General features: G+C 59.8%; 15 protein-coding genes and 1 pseudogene. 5 read left to right on the top strand and 11 right to left on the bottom strand.

The genetic code is table 11. From position 1 onward, the window contains the following. Positions 1-758: 758 nt before the first annotated feature. Positions 759-1,343: a sce7726 family protein gene (locus tag GO986_RS22700; RefSeq protein ID WP_198170885.1), complete on the bottom strand. Its 585-nt coding sequence runs from the start codon at positions 1,341-1,343 to the stop codon at positions 759-761. Between the two features lie 481 nt (positions 1,344-1,824). On the opposite strand from GO986_RS22700, the gene GO986_RS21075 reads away from it, so the two are divergent. The 3 genes and pseudogenes from GO986_RS21075 (at position 1,825) to GO986_RS21065 (ending at position 6,777) form a co-directional block, all read left to right on the top strand. Then, positions 1,825-2,673, top strand: coding sequence for a site-specific integrase (locus GO986_RS21075; RefSeq protein WP_157461489.1), 849 nt, complete (start codon positions 1,825-1,827; stop codon positions 2,671-2,673). Between the two features lie 143 nt (positions 2,674-2,816). Then, positions 2,817-4,805, top strand: a complete 1,989-nt coding sequence (locus GO986_RS21070) for a DUF4365 domain-containing protein (RefSeq protein WP_157461488.1) — start codon at positions 2,817-2,819, stop codon at positions 4,803-4,805. A 955-nt stretch (positions 4,806-5,760) separates the two neighbouring features. After that, positions 5,761-6,777, top strand: a pseudogene (locus GO986_RS21065) (IS4 family transposase). Between the two features lie 88 nt (positions 6,778-6,865). Here the strand turns inward: GO986_RS21065 and GO986_RS21060 are convergent. The 6 genes from GO986_RS21060 to GO986_RS21035 form a co-directional block, all read right to left on the bottom strand. Beyond that, positions 6,866-7,762: a DMT family transporter gene (locus tag GO986_RS21060; RefSeq protein WP_157461487.1), complete on the bottom strand. Its 897-nt coding sequence runs from the start codon at positions 7,760-7,762 to the stop codon at positions 6,866-6,868. Between the two features lie 99 nt (positions 7,763-7,861). Beyond that, positions 7,862-8,842, bottom strand: coding sequence for a 3-oxoacyl-ACP synthase III family protein (locus GO986_RS21055; protein WP_157461486.1), 981 nt, complete (start codon positions 8,840-8,842; stop codon positions 7,862-7,864). Further along, complete coding sequence (locus tag GO986_RS21050; protein ID WP_157461485.1) at positions 8,839-9,207, bottom strand: thioesterase family protein; 369 nt, start codon at positions 9,205-9,207, stop codon at positions 8,839-8,841. The genes GO986_RS21055 and GO986_RS21050 overlap by 4 nt, the downstream gene beginning before the upstream one ends. Further along, the gene (locus GO986_RS21045; RefSeq protein ID WP_157461484.1) at positions 9,207-10,397 is read right to left on the bottom strand and encodes an acyl-CoA dehydrogenase family protein; all 1,191 of its coding nucleotides are present in this window, start codon (positions 10,395-10,397) and stop codon (positions 9,207-9,209) included. The genes GO986_RS21050 and GO986_RS21045 overlap by 1 nt, the downstream gene beginning before the upstream one ends. A 10-nt stretch (positions 10,398-10,407) precedes the next feature. Then, positions 10,408-11,757: an aspartate aminotransferase family protein gene (locus GO986_RS21040; protein WP_157461483.1), complete on the bottom strand. Its 1,350-nt coding sequence runs from the start codon at positions 11,755-11,757 to the stop codon at positions 10,408-10,410. 511 nt (positions 11,758-12,268) lie between these two features. Then, positions 12,269-14,179, bottom strand: a complete 1,911-nt coding sequence (locus GO986_RS21035) for an AfsR/SARP family transcriptional regulator (RefSeq protein WP_198170883.1) — start codon at positions 14,177-14,179, stop codon at positions 12,269-12,271. Between the two features lie 122 nt (positions 14,180-14,301). Here GO986_RS21035 and GO986_RS21030 point away from each other — a divergent pair, with 122 nt between their 5' ends. Next, a complete protein-coding gene (locus GO986_RS21030; protein WP_369409519.1) occupies positions 14,302-14,502 on the top strand; it encodes a glutaminase in 201 nt (66 codons plus the stop codon). A 36-nt stretch (positions 14,503-14,538) separates the two neighbouring features. Beyond that, positions 14,539-15,603, top strand: a complete 1,065-nt coding sequence (locus tag GO986_RS21025; protein WP_157461480.1) for an IS4 family transposase — start codon at positions 14,539-14,541, stop codon at positions 15,601-15,603. Between the two features lie 93 nt (positions 15,604-15,696). Here GO986_RS21025 and GO986_RS21020 read toward each other — a convergent pair whose 3' ends face one another. From GO986_RS21020 to GO986_RS21005, 4 genes are all read right to left on the bottom strand, one after another. Further along, the gene (locus GO986_RS21020) at positions 15,697-16,536 is read right to left on the bottom strand and encodes a hypothetical protein (RefSeq protein WP_157461479.1); all 840 of its coding nucleotides are present in this window, start codon (positions 16,534-16,536) and stop codon (positions 15,697-15,699) included. Positions 16,537-16,715: 179 nt separating this feature from the next. Then, entirely contained in the window at positions 16,716-18,503 is a 1,788-nt protein-coding gene (locus GO986_RS23550) for a DUF7380 domain-containing protein (protein ID WP_157461478.1), read from the bottom strand. 432 nt (positions 18,504-18,935) lie between these two features. Next, positions 18,936-19,259 (bottom strand): transposase, encoded by a 324-nt coding sequence (locus tag GO986_RS23545; RefSeq protein WP_157461477.1) that lies wholly within the window; start codon positions 19,257-19,259, stop codon positions 18,936-18,938. 306 nt (positions 19,260-19,565) lie between these two features. Next, a complete protein-coding gene (locus tag GO986_RS21005) occupies positions 19,566-20,228 on the bottom strand; it encodes a YczE/YyaS/YitT family protein (RefSeq protein WP_369409518.1) in 663 nt (220 codons plus the stop codon). Between the last annotated feature and the right edge of the window lie 237 nt (positions 20,229-20,465).

Here is a 20,465-nt window from a genome sequence, read left to right as displayed (position 1 = left end):
GTCAGGAGCGAGCACGAGGGTGCCCACGATCAACGGGGAAAGGTGGTGCCTCACGAGTGTCAAGGTGTCACCACCGGGCGTGACGTGAGAGGGGAGAGTGGTCCACAACCCCTGCAGGCTAAGACCAGGCTCGTGATGCCTACAATGCTTCATGGCCTCACGCATGCCGTTGATCCTCCAGCCGGGTGACCTCGTCGTGTTTCGTCCGCCCCTCGACCAGACGTACCCAGGCTTGGTGCGTGTGCAAGGGGTCCATAGCCTGTCGTCCGTGCGGGAGACGCAGACGGTACGGGTCACCTGGGGTGGCGTCTTGCTCTCGGAGCCGTACTCCACAACGCAGCTGCGCCAAATAGAGCTGACCGGCAAGCGGCGGCCACCACATGAGATTCATCCACTCCTCGCACCTCGACTGTTGCGAGGGCAAGGCTGGCAAGTCGGGGAATGGGTCTGGCTCTGGCTTCCCGACTTCGGCCTTCTCCTCGATGGTGTCCTGGCCCAAATCACGCAGGTTAAGCGTCAGCGCGCCTGGGTCGACCTGGTACCCGAGTTGCGCTTTGCCCCGGATGGTCGGAGTCTAGGACGCCAAGGCACCATCCTGCCGATTGAATTGGGCAAACTTGCCTGGAGTGCGCATGAGGAACGCACAGAACTAAACTTGAATCAGGGCCGACCCGTCGCCGAGCGGGCTCATGACCTCCTGAGCCGCAGAAGTCCAGAGCGGACAGCCTTGCTGGCGGCACAGGCCGACAGCGTGGCTCTTACCCTCCGCTGAAGGTGGACTTCATTCGGCAGTCCACCGATTCCAACCGCTTGGCTATCACGCGCCTGCCTGTACGAGTGGCAAGGGTACGAAAGCACAGCTCGCGCAACGTGGGGATGCTGTAGTGGGCCTCCAGTACGGCCCAGCGCTGGGCATTGAGCAAGTTGTTCGTGCGAGTCACACCGATTTCTCTGAGCAGCGCATTCAGTTCCCCCACGCGTAGTTCCTCCAGCACGAGGAGCTGGCTGGCCAGATCACGCTCTTGGGCCTGCGGGGCACGGTGCTGTTCCAGGACCTCGTGCGTCACTGGGTCCAGCACAACCAGGCCCCAGGCCTGGGGCAGCAGCTGGCCTGCGGCCTTCAGGTGGCGCGGGGTGGTGGCCAACACCCGCCGTGCAAAGCAATGGTCGTACAGCCTGATCTGAGACGTAAGCCGGCTCAAACTGTCTCTGTCGGTCTTGATCTCGTACCCGATGCTGCCGCTGTCGTCTGGGAGCACGAACAGGTCCGCGCGGCCGGCGCAGCCGTCGGCCGCGGTGATGTTGATTTCGGGGACGGCCCAGCCGGCGGGGTGCAGGGCCATGAGGGCGCGCCGGGCCGCGCCCTCGTCTACGCCTCGATGCGCTTGAGTGGGCGCTCGTGCGACGCGGAAGTGCTGCACGAAGGTGCAGGGGGTGTGGTCCCACTCAAATTCGGGGACGGTGACGTCGGACCAGCCTTGGTGAGTGTGCTGCACGGTGGCGGACTGATACGTGCGGCGGGCGTAGGTGAGGGCGGCAGCATCTCGGGTGGGGGCGTGGAGGGTCGTCCGGGTGTGGTGTGGTCCTGGCTTGCCACACAGCCAGGGGGGGTCGTTTTGAGGGGTTTCAGAAGCTTGAGCCAGCGCGGGAGCAGAGGTTGGAGCCATGGAGAAACTGTGACTGACCTGGGGGTGATCGGGCGGGGAAGAGGGTAGGATACGGGAAAGGGAAAAGCGAGTGTGGGATGGGGAGAAAGGGGAGATGGCTGGGAGTGAGATAGTACACTTGTGTCTATTAACATTCATTATTCAGTATCCTTGGTCTATGGACCACGACGAACGCAAAACCAAGTTCGCCACCGCCCTCGAAGAAGCCCGATTAGACGAGTTGCTCCCCTTGGTCAAAGACCAGCTCCCTGTGCCCCCCAACAACGCCTTCACCCTCCTGACTCTGATTTTTACCCAAGCTATCCAAGACAAGGTCAGTTTCCTCGCCCCGCCCCCTGACTTCCATGCGTGGTTGTTAGAGGCCGCTCGTCCCACCCACATCGGCCCACCCGCCAAACCCAACACCATCCGCTTACGCCTCTCGCTCCTCGCCAATATCTATAAGCAAGCGATGCAAGCCGGGGTGCTTGAACGCAGCCCATTGGAAGGGTTACGTCGCCCCCCCGGCGAACGTGCGGATGCCCCAGAGATCAGTCGGGAAGAGATTGACAAGCTACACAAGACCACACGAAAAGACACCGCCCTGCACACCGCCCTGGTCCTGATCGACGAACACGCTTTTAAGGTCAGAGAACTCTTGGATTTCCACTGGACTGCATTCGATTTAAGGACAGGGGAGATCCTCCGGCCACACGCCCTCACCCGCCTCAGCGACGTGGCGTTACAGGCACTCCAGGCGCATCACAAAGCCCACGGGGGCGTCTTCGTGAAAAAGGACGTCCCTGTCCTGCCGTACAAGCTTGAACGGGACCTCCGCGCCGCTCTCCACAAGGCCTGTACTAAAGCTGGGATTCGCTACTACCCGCCCGGCGACCTCCGCCGCGCCTCATTACGCGATAAGACGCATACGACCGACAGTGCTGGGTACAGCAACCAGGTCGGCCAGACCAATCTGAAGCGAGCAGTACAACTGGCACAGGGGCTGGCAGATCGGAAGAAAAGCTGAAGCCCTTTGAGGAACATCAGACGGGCCAGCAGATTCAAGAGCTTGTGACTTGCAAAGATATTCTCTTTCGTCACTGTATTTCAGATATCAACTGTGGACTTCAGCTCCCTTTTCCCTACAACTATATTATAAGATGAATTATTATGCCGAAGCGTCCGCGCGCTCACCAACTTGAACAGGAATCGATTGTGGCACTTCAGTCGATTCTCAATCACCATAATTGGTTGTTTGAGCAGTTCGACAACGATTACGGCATTGATGGACGGATCGAAATCTTTCAGGGTGATCATGCGACTGGCAAAATCTGTCTCGCACAACTTAAGGCCACAGACGAGCAGGACTTGGACAAAGCCTTGCGACTCGCTGTGCCCCTCGAGACCATCCGCTACTGGATTGACATTGACATACCTGTCTGCATCATTCGATACGTGGCTGCTAACCAAACTTTGTATTACCGCTGGATTCGGAACTTTGCTGAAATTTGGGAGGCGGAGAGCGAACAGCAGACGGTCACACTCCATTGGCACGCTGACGATGTCCTTTGCGCCTCTTCATTACTGACATTCAAGCAGCAACTTGACTTGATCAAACAACTCAATTTCCAAAACGTCCGGTTGCCAATTTCAGTGAATCTTACCGTAGCGGACACCGCAGCCGATGCCAACGAACTCACGCAAACATTTGTCGAGGCGTGCGAAATGATCACGCCGGTGTACTTTGTGCGGCGCGGCGCAAACGCGACCTTTCACGTCTCCCGCAAGGACATCGTGACGTCATTCGGCGGCATTATTTCCACCCGGTGGCCTCTGCCCACAGCACAGGATTACCCCAGGTCGCGGCTGCCTTTTGATCTCATCGCGATGCTGGCGGACATCCTGCTGAAGCTGGGCCTACATGTGGCTGCTGCTCGCCTGGCACTGCATTTGGTTGGACACAGCAGTTTCTTGGAGAGCGTTGTGCCCGACGATGATATGCGGTGGCTTATAACTCACCTTGACCAATCAGAGGTCATGCAACAGGCTGAACTGCGCTTAGCAAAGAAGGATGGAGACGCCGCGCAACAACTCGTGTCATTCCTGCTTGGAGCGAAGGCCTTAGAGCCTGAAATCCTTGACCGGCTGATTGCCTTGAACCGCACGTATGCCGCCTTGGCAAGATCACACCCAGAGTCCTCTCAGATGATCGGGCCCGCCATGTACAACTTGGCAAGCAGTCTCCGCTGGATGGGGAGGGCGACGGAGGCGCTGGTGGCACTTGACTTGTGCGGCAGCGTAGCGCCGAAGTATGTCGAGCGCTATTCCTGGTGGATGGACCGAGGCAATCTAGAAGCTCAACTCGGGAAATACCAGGCGGCTTATGCCAGCTATCAGGAAGCGTACCGTTTAGTCACCCGTGTGCCCATGGTGGCAGACCATGCGTATGAGATTTTGCTGTTCGCCGCCAAGGCAGCGTTCTTCGCTGGACAATTCGCCGACGCGCTCAACTTGACCCGTGAGGCGGCTAGGCAATGTGAGTCGGTAGGCGAAGAGGCCCTTCTCATTCAATTCGCGGCACAGGAAATCGTAGGGTACGGCGTCCAGAGACAGGATGCACAACCTGGACGCGCAGCTCAAGTTCTGAATGCTCCCATCAAGGCTCCGGAGCGTTTTAAGCGCGCAGTCCGACTCCACGCACTGAATCCAGAAGTTTGGCAGCTCAAGCTCACACTTGATATGGAGGAAGGAAGATTACTGGACGCGGCCAAGGCGGCGTGCATCGCCTTGTTGCTGTCCTATGAGGAAGAGGAGGTTGCTCAAGCGGCCATCCTCTTATTGACGCATATTCAAGTGCGTCAGCATCTTTCATATGATCTGTTTTTATGCGCTTTGATCGTAGCCTATCAAGCTCATGGCCTTCCATTTTTCATACGCGCAGAAGAAAGATTGCGGCAGCAACAGGCAAGACCAGGATTAATTGAGGAGCTGCGCACACTGGGCGACGACATTGCGCACGCGACACAGCAGGCCAGTCAACTCCGTTATAAAGTTGAGACACCTTGGGGCATCACGATCTTGCCCTGGCGTCAGCCTTCGCTGCTGCCTCTGCTGCATCGCAACACCGAGATACGGTTTGAACGGCTGGAGCCGTCGTAGGCAACGTGGCCTGAAGGCATAACCGGCGCAAAGTCGACCGCATTGATGTGGCTCTCAATTGGCCGCTATCACCACGCATGAAAATGGACGCGCCAGCAGATGATCGTGCCGCGACGTCCATTCCGCGTCATGCCCCAGCCACTCTTCGTTCAGCATTTTTTTCTTAGTGGTTCATCCGCCCAATGCTGTTTTCGAGGCGAGACCAGCTCATTTGCTTTTGTAGCTCACATCCAGTGTCAAGACTCACCGGATGGACTATTAGAGCAAGTTTCTGTTCTTACTTCACACCTGCATCTAGGTCCAACATGGCCCAGTACCTCAGGCCACCCCATTCCACGTACCCCAGGTTCTGATCCCCCGTCTCCTGCATAAACCTAAAAGGCAGGGCCGCGATCAGGTGCGAGGGTGAGCCCAGCGCGCGCCATCTGCGGCGTGCCTGGGACCTTGACCCATCAGGGTCCCAGGCAACCTCAACTGAGCATGCGAAACGCCCGCATGAGGCCACGCAGCCGCCATGGTGATTGAGGCGCTCAGCGCCGTGCTCTAGATTCCGCGTTCCCTGCATGATCAGGGGGACCTTCATTCGTTCGATCCTGAACAGGCGCACCACCCTGACCGCCGGGTCTCCTGGGAGGCTTTGGGGGCGCTGCCCTCAGACGCGTGCTGACCCGTCCCCAACCCTCGCGCCAGCTACTGCTGGAGATTTTGGACCCGTAGGGTATTCCCGTCACGTACGCCCGACCGCTGCTGACTCACCACCAGGTTCTGAGTGCTGCACTGCAGCTGCTGTCCCGTCGCGCGCCGGCCCCAGTCCGCAGGGCGCGGACCCTGCACCCGTGTTCTTGGGTGTGAGCGCGGGCTGGCACGTCCCCCTGAGTAAGGTGGAGATGCCCTGACTACTCTTCAAAACGCGTGACGGGTCGCAGAAAGCCGGCTCCTGTACGGTGTTTCTGCGATGAAACCACCCAAGAGCCGACACACTCACGAGGGCTTGCAGACCGCGCTGCGGTCCCGTCGTCTTGAAGTGCTGGCTGCGCTGATCCTCGCCATGATGCAGGCGCGCAGCGTCGTCCTGTACACCTTGAAGACCCATATGCCGTTGCCCGGTTCACTCGATACGCGGTACCAGCGGTTGTGGCTCGAGTTCCCAGACCAATTCTTCGGCCGCTTCCCGCTGTCCTTCCTCCCAGACGACGAGCTGCACCTGATCCTGGACCGTACCAACTGGAAGCTGGGCCAGCAGGACATCAATATTCCCCTGTCTGCGGTCTGGGAGAGCTTCAGTCTGCCGCTGATGTGGGCGTTGCTCCCTCATGGCGGCAACAGTTCGCAACAGGTGCGCGAAGCGCTCCTGACTCGGTTCCCTCAGTGTTGCTCAGACCGATCTATTCGGAGCCTGTTGGCAGACCGGAAGTTCATCGGCAAATCGTGGTTCACGTTTTTAGACGAGCACGGCATTGCGCCCTGTATTCACCTGCCGGCCACCGCCACCATCGGGACCGGCAAACTGCCGGTCTGGGCGGGTCTGCTTCAAAAAGCTCCAGACCGGCGAGATTCGCCGCTGGCACCGCCGGATGGTCGTCTACGGCGTGTCGTTGTACCTGTGCGCCACCAAGAATGCGGCTGGCGAAATCCTGTACCTGGCCTACTGTGGCCACGCTTCTGTCAATCTGCGCCGCTCTGCACTGCGCTGGCAAGCAGAAAACTTGCACTCAGCCCTCAAAACCAGAGGCTTCAACTTGGAGGATACGGGGCTGACGCAGGCAGAACGTGTCTCGACCTTGCTCACCTGTGTGTCAGCTGCTTTCATCTGGGCCTGCGTCACAGGCCAGATCCTGGCCGCCAAGCAGCCCGTAAGACGGAAGAAGCACGGACACCGCACGGTGTCCGTGTTCCGACTAAGTCTCGATCATCTCCAAGATCTTTTGCTCCACCCATCACGCACATTCTCATGCCCAGTTTTGACTGGTAGTCAGCCCTAACTCATCCTCCACGAAACCCTAGCAACTTCAGTGACCGCTGTAGATATTTTATGTATGTCACGTTTTCGGTACAGGCCGTCAAGTGTTTTCGCCTGGTGCTGGGCGTAAGGCGGACACGGTCGCCACGACGGAACCAATGGTAATCATCGCAAAAGCGGCCACCTCATGCAGGGCAAGAAGTTGACGACTGATGATGAGACTGAGCAACAGGACAAATAGGGGCTCAGTAGAACTGATCACTGAAAAACTTGAGGCTGTAATCGTTCGCAGCGAAACATTGACCAGATGGAGCGCCACGATGGTAGGGACGGTCGCCAGGCCTACCACTTGCCAGAGACACGCCGCGCTGCAGGCTGGCCAGGACGCTGGAGAAAGAACTGTGGTCAGCACCGATAGCGCCGCACACCAGAAGGGAATGCTGACCATAGCGTCAAACTGACTGGTCTCCTGTTGGCGGTTGAGTAGGAGATAAGCAGTAAAGGTGGCTGCAGAGCCCAGACACCACAAAATACCCACCTGAAATGCCACATCGCCCTGCGGCGAGTTCAGCACAACAATGCCCACAAAAATCAGCACCATGGAGCACAGCAGCGCCCAGGAGAATCGTTGAAAGCCCCGCACCACCTCAATCAGCAACACCAGAAAAGGGAAGGTGTAAAAGATGACGTTGCCGATGGCGGGATCCAACGACTCGAGACCAATCGTCATAAACAGGGCGGTCAGGAAAAACAGGACGCCCAAGGCAATGGTGCGGCCTGTGAGACACCCCCGCCATTCACGAAGGATACGGCGCTGAGCCATAAGCAAATACAGAAGACTCAGCGGCACGGCAAGGGTGAAGCGCAGGGTCATGACCTGGTACGAAGAGAAGCCTAAGGCCAGCAGTTGGCTGATGAGGATAGGCAGGACGGCGAAAGCCACCGTTGACGCCACGGCCGGCGCGATACCAGCTTGAAGGGACTTGCGTTCTGTCATGACTCTCCCAGTGCATGCCGACTGCAGTGAACGTCAGGTGTTTTAATGGGACTGACCCACACTTCATGCCACAGCCAGCATGCCCTGGTCCGCAGTCGTTTAGATCGTTAGTCCTGACGCGCCGCAACTCATGCCGCCGCCAAAGGCGATCAGACCGACAGTGTCGCCGGGACGAAGGGTCCCTTCAGACAAGGCCACACTCAGCGTCAGAGGTATAGAGGCAGAACCTGTATTACCAAATTCTCGTACGGAATACAGCATTTTCTCCTGCGGAATTCCCAATTGTGTGCGGGCGTCTTCCAACATCCGGTAATTGCCCTGATGGCAAACAATAAAATCCAAGTCTTGACTGGACGTCCCAATCGACGCCGCAGCCCACTGCAGCAATTGGGGAAAGGCGGATAGTACAAAATCCTTGACGTCGCGGCCCTGCATCTTAAAGAACTCAGCGCCCGGTTGAGGGGCCGCTCCATTCGCTCGGCTCCCACCGTACGGCACCATCACCCAATGGTCCGTGCCGGGCTTACCCACGCCGATGGCGGGCCCCACCTGATCGGTTTTCTTGGCGTCCACACTCAGCACCACCGCCCCAGCCCCATCTCCGAACAGGGGATAGGTCCGGCGGCACGTGGGATCCAGAATTCGCGAATACACGTCCGCCCCTATCACTAGGGCGTGGCGGCGACCCGGCGCGCCAGCCAGCCAGGCACGGCCGAACTCCAGCGCGTACAGGAACCCTGAACAGGCGGCATTCATGTCCAGGGCCATCGCCCTTTGCGCCTGTAACTTCGACTGAACAATTGCGGCTGTGGCCGGCTGGGTGTGGTCCGGCGTCAAGGTGGCCACGATGACGAGGTCAAGATCATTTGGTTGCAGGTGCGCCCGGTGCACTGCCAGGCGGGCTGCGTGCAGCGCCAGGTCAGAGGTAGCTTCACTCGCATGAGCGTGCCGCCGTTGCAGCACCCCTGCACGCTCATCAATCCACGCTTCGTCAATGTCCAGCGTCTGCACGATCTCCGCGTTGTCCACCACACGCTCAGGAACAAAATGGCCATACCCCGAAAGGTGCACCGCTGTCATGGGGCTCCCACCGGAGCTGGCTGAGCAATTTGAATACGCAGGTGACTACCATTACCCAGAACAGTGTTTCCGCGATGCGCTTCAAACTGAAACTGGTATTTCCGACCGTCCACTTCAAGCAGTTTCACCGTGACCGTGAACAGGTCATTCACATCCGCTTTGGCCAGGTGGCGCATCTGCACCGCTGCTCCCACCGTCATGGTGCCCTCAGAAAGGGCCGTTTGCAAGGCGGACACACAGGCGCTTTCCATGTGACCAATCAGGGCAGGTGTGGAGAGAACCATAAGGCCCTTATTTCCCCACTCGTGGGCGCAATCCTGAGGCCGCACCACGAACGACTGGGTGTGCTGTTCACCCGGCCGCATCACGCGCTCCCGGCGGACTGCCGGTGAAACATGGCCGCAAACTTCACCACATTCTTCTTCTGCATCTCTGAGGTTCCCCCCGCAATCCGGAGTGCCACCGCGTCGCGCAGCAACCGCTCATACCGAGACCCCTTCTGATAGCCCTTATGACCGAACAGTTGAATCAGTTCCAGGGCAGAGGTCACCAAGTTTTCCGCGCAGTACAGTTTGGCCATAGAGGCGTAATACTGAGCGCGCATGCTGCGGTCACAGAAATGAGTAGCGGCCTGCTCCGCCAGGGACGCTGAGATTTCCTGCGTCATGACCATCTGCACGATCTTGTCCTGAATAAAGCCGTGTGAAATCAGGGGTTGCCCAAACGCGGTGCGGTCCTGGGCATAGGCAATGGCGTCTCCAATGAAGGGTTTTAGGTACCCACTGACAGCGATAGCGTACATCAACCGGTCAAATGCGAGAAAGTTGTACAGCGTTTCGAGCCCTTCACCGGGCTGGCCCACAATATGTGCCGGCGTAATTTCAACCCCGTCCAAGTAGATCGGGCCTGTAGGGCTGCTCCGCTGGCCCAGCAGGTCATCCTGATTGCCACGCCGAACGCCGGCCTGATCCCGACCCACCACGAACAGGGTGATGTCCCTTGGCTCCAGGCCCGCCAGGCGACCCACAATCAGCATGACATCCGCAATCGGGGCATTGGTGATGTAGCACTTCTCGCCTGACAAGAGGTACGTCGCGTCGCCAGATTGCGCTGCGCGCGTTTTCACGGCGGATATATGGGAGCCGCCCTGAGGCTCGGTCGCGGCGGTGCTGCCCACCCCGCCCCCCATCAGAAGTGGCAGATACTTTTGTTTTTGTTCGAAAGTGCCGTGATCAACCAGCACCTGGATGAGCCCGGCATGCGCGATGATGGAGAGCAGCAGGCCAAAATCATGGCACTGGCTGGACAGGCCTTCGAACGATGCGAAAAACGCCCGGTAATCCGTACCCCTGCCTCCAAACCCGTCCGGCACCAAGGTCTGCCAGAAGCCGGCATCCGCAAGGGCCTGCCACTTCTCCTGTGGAAAACGGGCATACAGATCGGATTGGTCGGCACCCGTCTGGAGATGCTGCTGAGCGAACTGCACATACGTGCCGTGGATGTCGATGTAGGGGGTGTACTCATCCATGTAGAACAGGCTTGTGTCTTGCGTCATGTGATGTCCCTTATGCCAGCGCGCGCGCGGTTTCGAGGGTGGCGTCGAGAAACGACGTCAGATCCGATGGATTCATCGTGGTGGACAGGCACACCATGCCACGCTGTGCGATCAGGTGCTGGCGCTCCAACATGCCCAGGAAGAAACGCTGCTGCTTCTGGTTGTCCACCTGCCAGGTGTCCCGGTACGTCTCAATGGGCACGCGGCTCAGATGGATGTGCAGGAGAGAGCCGCTGCCCGTGACCCGCATAGGCAGCCCGGCGGCCTGCGCTTCGCGGTTCAGTTCAGCCCGCAGGTCGTCTCCCAGCCGATTGATCCCCTGAATATGATCTGCCGTCAGCCCGTCCAGCGTCCCGATGCCGGCCGCCATCGACAGTGGATGTCCAGTGAACGTGCCTCCCTGATAGAGCTTTGGCCCCCCAGTCTTCGCGGAGTACACGTCGGCTCCCCCCTGAGGTTCCAGGAGGTGCATGATGGCCCGCTTCCCACCGACCGCACCGATGGGCATGCCGCCACCGATGATTTTGCCCATGGTGGTGAGGTCAGGTTGTACGCCAAAGTAAGCTTGACCCCCGCCGTACCCCAGCCGCAGGGTAATCACCTCATCGAAAATCAGAACGATGCCGTAAGCGTCGCATTTTTCGCGGAGCATCTCCAGAAAACCAGGGCGCGGGGGAATCATTCCCCCCACCCCCAGCATGGGTTCAACGATGATGCCGGCAATGTCTTGGTGCCGCTGATCCAGAATGGCGGCACACGCGCGTTCATGATTAAACGGCAGGATGATCGTCTCTCCCGTGAGGGCGGCCGATAGAGCTTCACTTTCCGGCACGCCGTGCGGCGCATGGACGTCACCCGCCTGCGCGGCAGGGGGGCGGACACTGACGGAAACGGTGTCGTGGGTGCCGTGAAAGCCACCCTCCATCTTGGCGATGAGCCGGCGCCCGTTAGTCAGGCGTGCCAGGCGCGTCGCAAACATGACGGCCTCTGTGCCTGAGCCGGTAAACCGGAGCATCTCAACGGAGGCCAACCGGTCCACGATCCGCTGAGCCAGGTCGGCCTCACGGACGGTAGCGAAATTTAGGGAGAGCCCGCATGTCAACTGCTCGTGCATGTGGGTCATGGTGAGAGGATGCTGATGGCCGTGGACCAGCGCCGTGTAATTGCCGAGAAAGTCGGTATACGTGTTGCCATCAATATCGGTGACTTGGTTGCCCTGGGCCTCCGCCAAGTAAACCGGGTAAGGGGCCCAGGAGTTGAGGCTGCGTGTTGCGCCTGCAGGGATGATGTTCGCGGTGCGCTCGTAATGTTTCTGGGACCGGTGGGTGGCACGGGTAAACGCTGCACTGTAGTTGGTCATGAAGCCTCACAGGGACGGCGGTACATCACGTTGTAGGTTCAGCGGAATCACGCGTTCTATGACACGTGGGGGCGCTCAGGGCCGAATTGTGATTGGCGGCGGGGCCGGTGTGGTACTCAGTCCGACGATGGTGACTGGATCTGCAGCAGCGGTGCTTAGCCCAAGACAAAGAACGAGGCATACGATTGGTTTGGTAAGCGTGGCAATCATAGGAAAGCCTCCTTGACCGTTGGCCTGGAGCACCCTAGTGCCTACTCGTCCTACGGGCGCACAAAACTGGCGCTGCGCCGTCCTGGTCGAGACAGTTGGGCGTGTGGTCTGTATTTGAGGGCGGCTTCTCCCAAAAATCCATAGAACGTAAGGCGCCGGGCCGCAGGACGCCTCAGGACGCTTGCTCAGAGGACAAGCCGGTGAGCACCGCTCAAGCGGCCTTTTGTCTCGTGAGTGAGGTAAGACATGGGCTCAACCCATTGAAGTCAGGAGATTGGGGGCAAGAATAGATGGCCCAGCTTCAGTTGTAATTGAGCTGTTGATCTAGCCTGGTGAGGAAAGAGGGTTCAAGGGCCAACTCACGTTGGTAGGTTTCGCGCAGTTCACGGATCATGCTCCGGCCCGCGTGGAAACCGTTGACTTTCAGGGTGGCCCGGATCAGGAATTCGTTGAGTGCATCATTGAACGGGTCGAGCTGCTGCAAATGACTGGCCAGGCTTAGACATTGGTCAAATTTCCCTTGTGTGAACCAAGGGCCGAGCCGCGAGAACCCAAGTCGGAGAAGTCGGTTGGTTAGGTGTGTCCGCTCCTCCGTCGCCCAAAGCCCATCGGCGCCTTCCAAAAAAGGCGACGGAGCGTATTCAAGCAACGCTTTCAAATCATCGTCGTAATTATCCTCAGCAGCCTGCAGCGCTGCCCTAAGATGCTGAACGTCCCAAGTTAGGGCGATGGAGTCCAGCTGTACAGCGTATGTTTTTGTTGCCAGGCAGTAAGCGATTTCGAGACCAGCCACCCGTTTCAGGTCATCACGCACTTGGTGGAAGTAGCTTTTGGCTTGACGCGGCGGCGTGTCCGGGAAGAACTTCGTCTGAATAGTCCGGAGTGACGTGTTTGGATGATCCAGAAGAAAGCACAGGAGTTCCAGAGAGCGTCTCATCACCGGCTTGATCTCTTGTATCCCTTGCAGTAGGCGTGGTGGGCCCAGGGTGCTCAGGTAAAGAGGGCGAGCCACCTCAAGCGCAGACGGCAGCGCACCCATTAGGGCGTTTAGAGTGTCTGGCCCCTGGCCCGCGCTGAGGTGCGCAGCAGTGAGGGGAAGGGTCCGCAACTCTGTCTGGAGCGACGCGACCGAGCCCAGGATATACACAAGCGCAGCGACTTCAGAGAGGCAGTGTGCCGCGCCAGGGCCGTCTTCATGTTGAAAGTACGCCTCAGCCGCGCGGAGCCAAGCCCAACTGGCTTCCCTCAAGTACTCGCGCGTCTGAAAAAAGGTGGCCACTTCAGTCAGCGCTGCTGGATCACTGGTCGTCCTAAGTGCCTCGCATCGCAAGGTCAAGTGGGCCTGCATGACCTCAGTTGCGCCCAGCTGCCGCAACTGCGCCAGATGCTGGCTGGCCTCGCGCCTCCGGCCCTCTTCCAGATCCAAACTCATCAGCCCGAGTTCGGCATACCACTGGGTTTCTAGATCACCCATCTCGCCCGCAAGGATAGACGCCTGTTCAAAGGCGCGGCGCGCTTCTGAGAGGGTGCCGCATAGCCGGGAAATGACCCCAAGCTCGTACTGTAATGTGGGGTAAGCACTGGGAAAACTGTCGACGAGTTTGATGGCGGCGCGGATGTAGCGGTGTGCCTGCGCGTACTCGCCTTGGTAGGCGGCAGTGAGGGCTTGCAGGCCCAGCAGATAAGGGCGGCGCGCCGTGTGGTCATGCTTGAGTGCGTAATGGAGATAAGGTGCCGCCCGCTGGTCTCGTCCCCGGATAGCGTAGAGACCCGCCAGGTGATGAGCCACGGCACAGACCACACCTGGCAAATGGATCAGGCTATGAGCCGCATTCCAGGCACGTTCCAGATGCTCGGTTGCTTCGACCAGCCGGCCATGATGGTGAGCGAGGGTGCCTTGAGCACGGTGCAACAAAATCCAGTCCAGACCGTCGAGTTCAGCGTGATCCACGCGGCCGAGGACTTCGGCCGCAAGACTAAACTGACCTTCAAGCATATGCAGCTGGGCCAGACCGATCCGGGCACTGGTGAGCCCCTGATGCGCGGCCCGGTTCAGACAGAGCCTCGCCTCAAAGATTTGCCCCAACGCGAGGTGACAGTATCCAGCCCACCGTTCATCCACTGGGGATGGAGAACGCAGGGCCTCGTAATGCCTTAAGCCCAGAGCATACTGACCGCTGCTCCAGTGGCTCAGAACACTTGGCGCCGTCATAGAAGGACTGTAGCGGGTCTCCGTCAACACCATTCGCTTATGTGAGGTTTCTGACTCGGAATGCGGAACGCTAAGATAAAACTCTTGACCCGCCATAGCTGTTTTCGGCCACGCTGTTCACGGTGCAGTCCATGCCCAAACCCTTCATGTATGGCCTGGCCCTCGAAGGTCTAGGTGACGACGCCGTCCTGCAGCATGTCGGCGTTGAACCCACCGGCGACGCCTTCAATTCCATCGTGCTTGACCGCAGAACACACCGGTCCGGCAATCTGATCGTCAACGCCGGCGCGCTCGTCCTGACCACCCTTCAAAACGCACTATAGGCAACAGAAAGTCGGCTCCTGTACGGTGTTTCTGTAATGAAAATCCCTGGGAGCCGACCACATCACGATACCTTGCAGACCGCCTTGCGGTCTGCCTTTCCGTTGGACGCTCGCCGCCTCGTCGTCTTCACGGTCCTGATCCTGGCGGTCATTCAGGCGCGGACAGTCGTTCTATACAGCCTGAAAACGCATGTTTCACTTCCAGGCACGTTGACGACGCGGTATCAGCGGCTCTGCCGGTTCGTTCAGTTTCCATTTCCTGAGGCGCTGTTTCCCCGATTCGCCCTGTCCTTCCTCCCGCCCGGCCCAGTCGACCTTATTCTTGACCGAACCAACTGGAAACTCGGCCAGCAGAACGTCAATATTCTCTTGCTCTCTGCGGTGTGGAACGGCTTCAGTTTGCCCCTGATGTGGACCCTGCTCCCGCATGGCGGGGCCAGTCACTCCGCTACACGGGAAGCGCTCGTGGAGCGCTTCCTGAAGCTGTGTCCAGACCGGGAGATCTGGTGCCTGCTGGCAGATCGTGAATTCATCGGGCAATATTGGTTTGGGTTCCTCGATCAGCACGGGATTGCGCCCTGCATTCGTCTCCCGGCCCGCGCCACGATTGGCGCGCACGGCATGCCGGTCTGGGCCGTCTTCAAGAACCTCCAAGTGGGTGAGGTCAGGGTCTGGCACCGCCAGACTCGCGTCTACGGCGTGAATCTCCGTGTGGCCGCCACAAAAAATGCAGCTGGAGAAATGCTCTACCTGGCGTATCGAGGGCACGCCCTGCCGAACATGCGTCGGTATGCCCAGCGTTGGCAGGCAGAGAACCTCCACGCCGCGTTGAAAACCAGAGGCTTCAATCTGGAGGATACGGGTCTGACTCGCGCCGAACGAGTCTCCACGCTCCTGACGGTCGTCAGTGCCGCCTTCATCTGGGCGTGCGTCACGGGTGAATTGGTGGCGAGGCGAACGGCCACCAAAGCGAAGAAGCACGGACACCGTGCGGTGTCCGTGTTTCGACTCGGACTTGATCATCTCCAAGATCTCCTGCTGCATCCGTCCGGTGCATCCTGGCGCACCTTGAGTACACTCATGCCACGTTTTGAAGGGTAGTCAGGGAGATGCCCCTACTCTACCTGCTCCGCTAAGTCCAGGTCCCCCGCTGAGCAGTCACAATGAAAATTCTATCTGCCAACAAGCGCCTGCTTAAGACGGCTCGGTCGCGCCCAGACGCCCCTGCTCCAGCTCCACCAGCACCTCCCGATGACGTTCCGCCTGCAGGCCATTGGCGTACCCAGTACGGAACGCCCGGTCTTCCCGGTACGCGCATCGCTTGCAGCGGGTTACCACGTCCTCGGCACGCAGTGACACATACCGGCGGTGATCTTCCAAGACCAGCAGTGCACCCTGCTTTTCAATCTCCGCCCAGTGAAGATTCACGAACGCAAACCACCAGGCGCGCCCCGGTTCCTGGGCCTCGCGTTCGTAAACTGCGGCCTGCTTGGTCAGCCAGGCCGCGTCGTCAAATCGGCGGTACTCCACCGTGACGGGCTGCTGGAACGTGTGACCGCAGACGACGCGAGGGGAACCGTACTTCACGCTCTTGTAGTTGCACGACCAGATGCCATCCTTGCGTTGCCGGATGTTCACGCTCTGGCACTTCGGGCAGGCCTGCCGGACCTCGAACGGCTGAGGTGGCGCCGTCCTGGGATCGAAGGGCGGGGATGCTGGGGGGCGCGGATGTACCTCAAGGTATGCGGGCAACAGTGGGGGCAGCAGCGTCCGCTGCACTTCTGTGCGACACTCCCCGAATAGTCGAGGATGCCAGGTGTGCTGCAGCACCATGGGCGGCTCGGTCGAACCGCAGGATCCGCACGAGTCACCAATGAGTTCCGCTCGGCGCCGCTTCCACGCCGCCGTCTGCCAAGGCGTGTGACTCTTGAAGAAAGCCAGCAACTCCAGCGCCGACATCGTGCCGTCTTCCAGTTGCCTGCGGAGCTGATCAATGTAGGCATACGGCTCGCGGTCAGTGGAGGCGCGTGGCATGGCCGCAGTCTACGGGCAGAGGACGAATCAGTCGGGTAACGTTGCGTTTTTCGGGGCTGATGCAAACCTGAGCCACCAGCGTCACCCTCTACCTCTCTTAGCCTGCCTTGAAGCGACTTGCACCGACCTGCTGTCGTAACACCATGACGCCCAAACCTGTTCAGCACCAGGCGCATCCGTCAGACCGTCGCTGGCCCCGCCTCACTATCGGCCGCTGCCAACCCCGTCACCACCTGCCACATCAGGTGCCAGGCGACCTGCCCATAGGTGTGCACCTCCCTGTCCCCAGCCAGTCCGTGGGCGATCTTATTCCGGAAATTGGCCCCATGGCGCTCAACCAGGAACCCGCGAAGCTGGAAAAGGAAATCGGGGCCTAGAGCGTCTTCAAGCAGCGTCGCCTGATCTCCGGGACGCAGCAAGGTGCCCAGATCCACCGCGTCTTGCGTGCCGTCCGCATCCACGCGGGAGGTGAGCCCGCCCATGAGATCCACCAGTTCCCGCAGCGCATGCTCCAGTTGAGGCACCAAGGTGTGAGCCGCGGCGAGAAAATTGCCATACAGCCCATCAATCAAGCCGGTGCAGATCGAGCGGAGGTGATCTGGCTGGACGATAGGGCAGGCCTGCAGGATGGGGAGCAGATCCTCCGTGCGGACATCGTGTTCCTCAAGCAGGGCCAGGCGGGCAGCCTGAATCACAGGGAGCGCCGTCACGGTGTAGTTCAGGGTTTGCTGCGTGAACATCTCCTGTTCCACCCGCGACTCTCCTGCTCCGGACGTCACCACCGTTCGCCCCTCCGCGTTGATCTGACGCTGGGGGATTGAGTGAAGGACTACGAATTGCCGCACGGCGGCCTCAGCGTCGTCTCTGAGCTTCTGGACGGGTTCCTCCCAACTCAGTGTGCCGAGACGGTACAGAGCGCCCTTCAAAGGTTGACCACGGAGCACCGTGCCAACCTCATCCAGCAGGCGGTGGTTGACTGGAACTGCATATTCTCGCCGGGTCAGCTCGTCCACAGAGTATTCCTGGTGCGTCAGCAGCTCGCGCCGCAACGCGAAGACTCGGGGCCGGGTGCCCGGCACCCCCCGTAACTGATGGATGGCCTGTTCCAGGTGAGGCACCATATCCAGATGTCGGCCGGTTCGCTCGAACACTTGCTCGCCCTCGCGAACGTGCGTTTCGGCGGCCTGCACCAAGGCGCGCCCGCTTTCGTCTGGCTGACCTGCTTTGCGGTGCCAGGCTGCGGCCATTTGCCAATACCGGTTGGCGAGGAACCACGCGCTGCTGTCCGCCGCCGCCTGCGCATACTGCGTGGCCAGTTCAGCCCAGGCCGGTGCCTGGTCGCCGTCCCGTAGCAGCAGGCCCATTAGACGCTCCGCAGCCCAGGTTTGGCCCAGTGCTGGGTTGTCCAAGTGACGGACCACGGCGTTTCGCACGGTCTCCACGGCGGGTTGCCGGCGCCCCAGGGCGGGCGCGATCGTGTGTGCCCGGGTCAAAGCGTCTACTGCCCCCATCCAGTCCTCGCCCACCACCGCCTGCGCCCAGGCAACATACTGGGTGACGGCGACTGAACCGGCCTGGAAGTCACGCCCGAAGGTCCACAACAGATCCGCAGCTCGGGCTTGCAACGCTGGGTGTTCGGTGTGGTGCGCTGCCGCCGCCAACAGTTCAGTGGCAGCTGAGGTCAGGCGCACACCGGTTTCGGAGGTGAGCATGGTCTGCTCGAAGAGCGGAACACCCAGGAACACCTGAGCTGGCCCGAAGGGCTGGTCGCGCTCCTCCTCACGCAGGTGAAGATTCACCGCGTGACTCAGCAGCCTGGCCGCGTCAGCCAATGCCTGATCCCCCTGCGCCGCAGCAGCCTGCTCCACCTTGATGAGCTGAGACGTCGCCAATGGCCTGAACCGGGCCAGTGGCAGGACACTGACGTCCAGGCGGCGAAGCGTATCTTGCGGTGCTTCTGAAGTCACACCCCAGCGTAAGGCCCGGCCGCTACCCCAAGGTCACGCGGTGCCTGGACAGACCGGCTTCCTCGCCTGACGCCAGGTGTTCGGCTGGAAGGTGAAGGGCATGCCCTGAATGGGGGTATGTGTCAGCGACGAGGCGCCACTGACAAAAAACATGTCTCAGCGAAACAAAAGCCTCTGTTGCGACTTCACTGCATATATGTCGGATACCCTTTCAGGAACGGCACCTCATCCCTAAAATGTTCAATTTCCCTTGCAAGCAAGGTTTTCTGCACACCAAAAAATGCCAACACGGGCCAAAAAGGCCTCAGTACACGATTGGCGCAAAATTGTAGATATTGTTTTCCGCTGGACTCGTCAAGCCTCGTTCGCCGACCTGACAAACAAGGGGTCATAGGGGATGCCAGACTTCACCACAGCGAATCCGACACAGAGTCATTTCCGCGCCAGTGCAGTGACCGCGACTTTCCCGGGCTTGCCCTGCTCCCGAAGGCGTTGGTAAAACGCCTTCTCCTTCGTCTTGGTGCGAGTGGCCGCCACAGCGGCCAGATACACCACGCGTCGTAGACGAGGATTTCCGATCTTCGAGATGCGTCCACGTCGATTGAGCGACCCAGACTGATGCGGTGATGGAGACACACCGGCGTAAGCTGCCAACTGGCGGCTCGTGTCCATCGTGCTCAATGCAGCGGTTTCTACGAGGATGCTCAGCGACACCAGAAATCCAAACCCTGTGCGCGCAACAACGCCACTTGTCATCAGAACTGAGTCAGATTGTCAAGGAAAAGCCATCCCTCCTGCCCTTTAATGGGGTTGCGGTACGGTAAGTCATGTGGCCCCTGGCGTGAGCAGAAGCGAGAGCTGCGTTTCAGCGTCAAGACGCCCAGACAGTGTGGGCACAGACGCCCGAGCATCCCCTCACGCTCCTGCGCTCCAAAGCCTTTCTGGCGTTGGTGCCGTAAGTCCAGTTTCTGAAGCTGTTGATTCGTCAGGCACAACAAGATGACGTGAATCACCTGCCGTCGGGCGAAGGCTTTCAAGCCTGGCTAGCGTCAGTTGAGACTCTCATTCGCGTCGGGGGTCAGCAACTCCTTGGACCACTTGCGGAGGGTTCCGGCGCCCATACAACGCCAAACCCAGCGCCATAGCTGGGCCACTCGCCAGTGCAAAGACCAGCGTTCCCCACCCGACCAGTCCGCCCAGTCCCCAGCCCAGGGCCAGGATGACCAATTCTATGCTCGTGCGGACGTGCGCCACCGGCCAGCCAGTGGTCCGGCTCAGACCCAAGATCAGGCCGTCACGCGGCCCAGCGCCCAGGCCAGCGGCGACATAGGTGCCAGTCGCCAGACCCAGCAGCAGCACACCCAGCAGAAACTGAATCCAGCGCCCGGCCAGGGTCACGGGGTCCGGGACGACTGGCCCCAGAAGATCGAGAAACACGCCGATCAAAACCACATTGAGGCCGGTGCCAGGGCCGATCGGCTGCCGCAGGCGCACCGCCGTGAACACCACGATCAACAGGCCGGTCAGGACGCTCACGAGGCCGATGCTGAGTGGGAAGTGACGGGTCAGGCCCAGGTGAAAGGCTTCCCAGGGCGCCACACCCACCCGGGCGTCAAGCATCAGGCGCAGACTCAGACCATAGAGACTCAGGCCGGAGACCAGCAGAACGTACCGTCCCGGCAGGGACAGACGGGTCAGGGCGGCAAGGGGGGCCGGGTGCGTCACGCGGGCGAGCCTAGCACCAGAACACACGCACCGACCGACTGAATTTGGTATGTCAAGTCACGGGGTCCTGACTTCCACGCGTATGACTGCGCTCCGGTCAGAGCCCAGCACTCCTGGGGCGTGGGCTCCGTCTCATATCCACTGGTGGTCCGGGCTTTGATCAGTCTCTCCAGGGGTTGTGGCAAGTTGTTAGCGTTGGAACGATGAAAGAGCCTGGGTGAAGCAGGTGGCCTGAAG

The organism is Deinococcus arboris (assembly GCF_009755355.1).
GTDB classification, from domain to species: Bacteria; Deinococcota; Deinococci; order Deinococcales; family Deinococcaceae; genus Deinococcus; species Deinococcus betulae.
The sequence above is the reverse complement of the archived record's forward strand: the minus strand, read 5'-3'. Positions and strand labels throughout refer to the sequence as shown.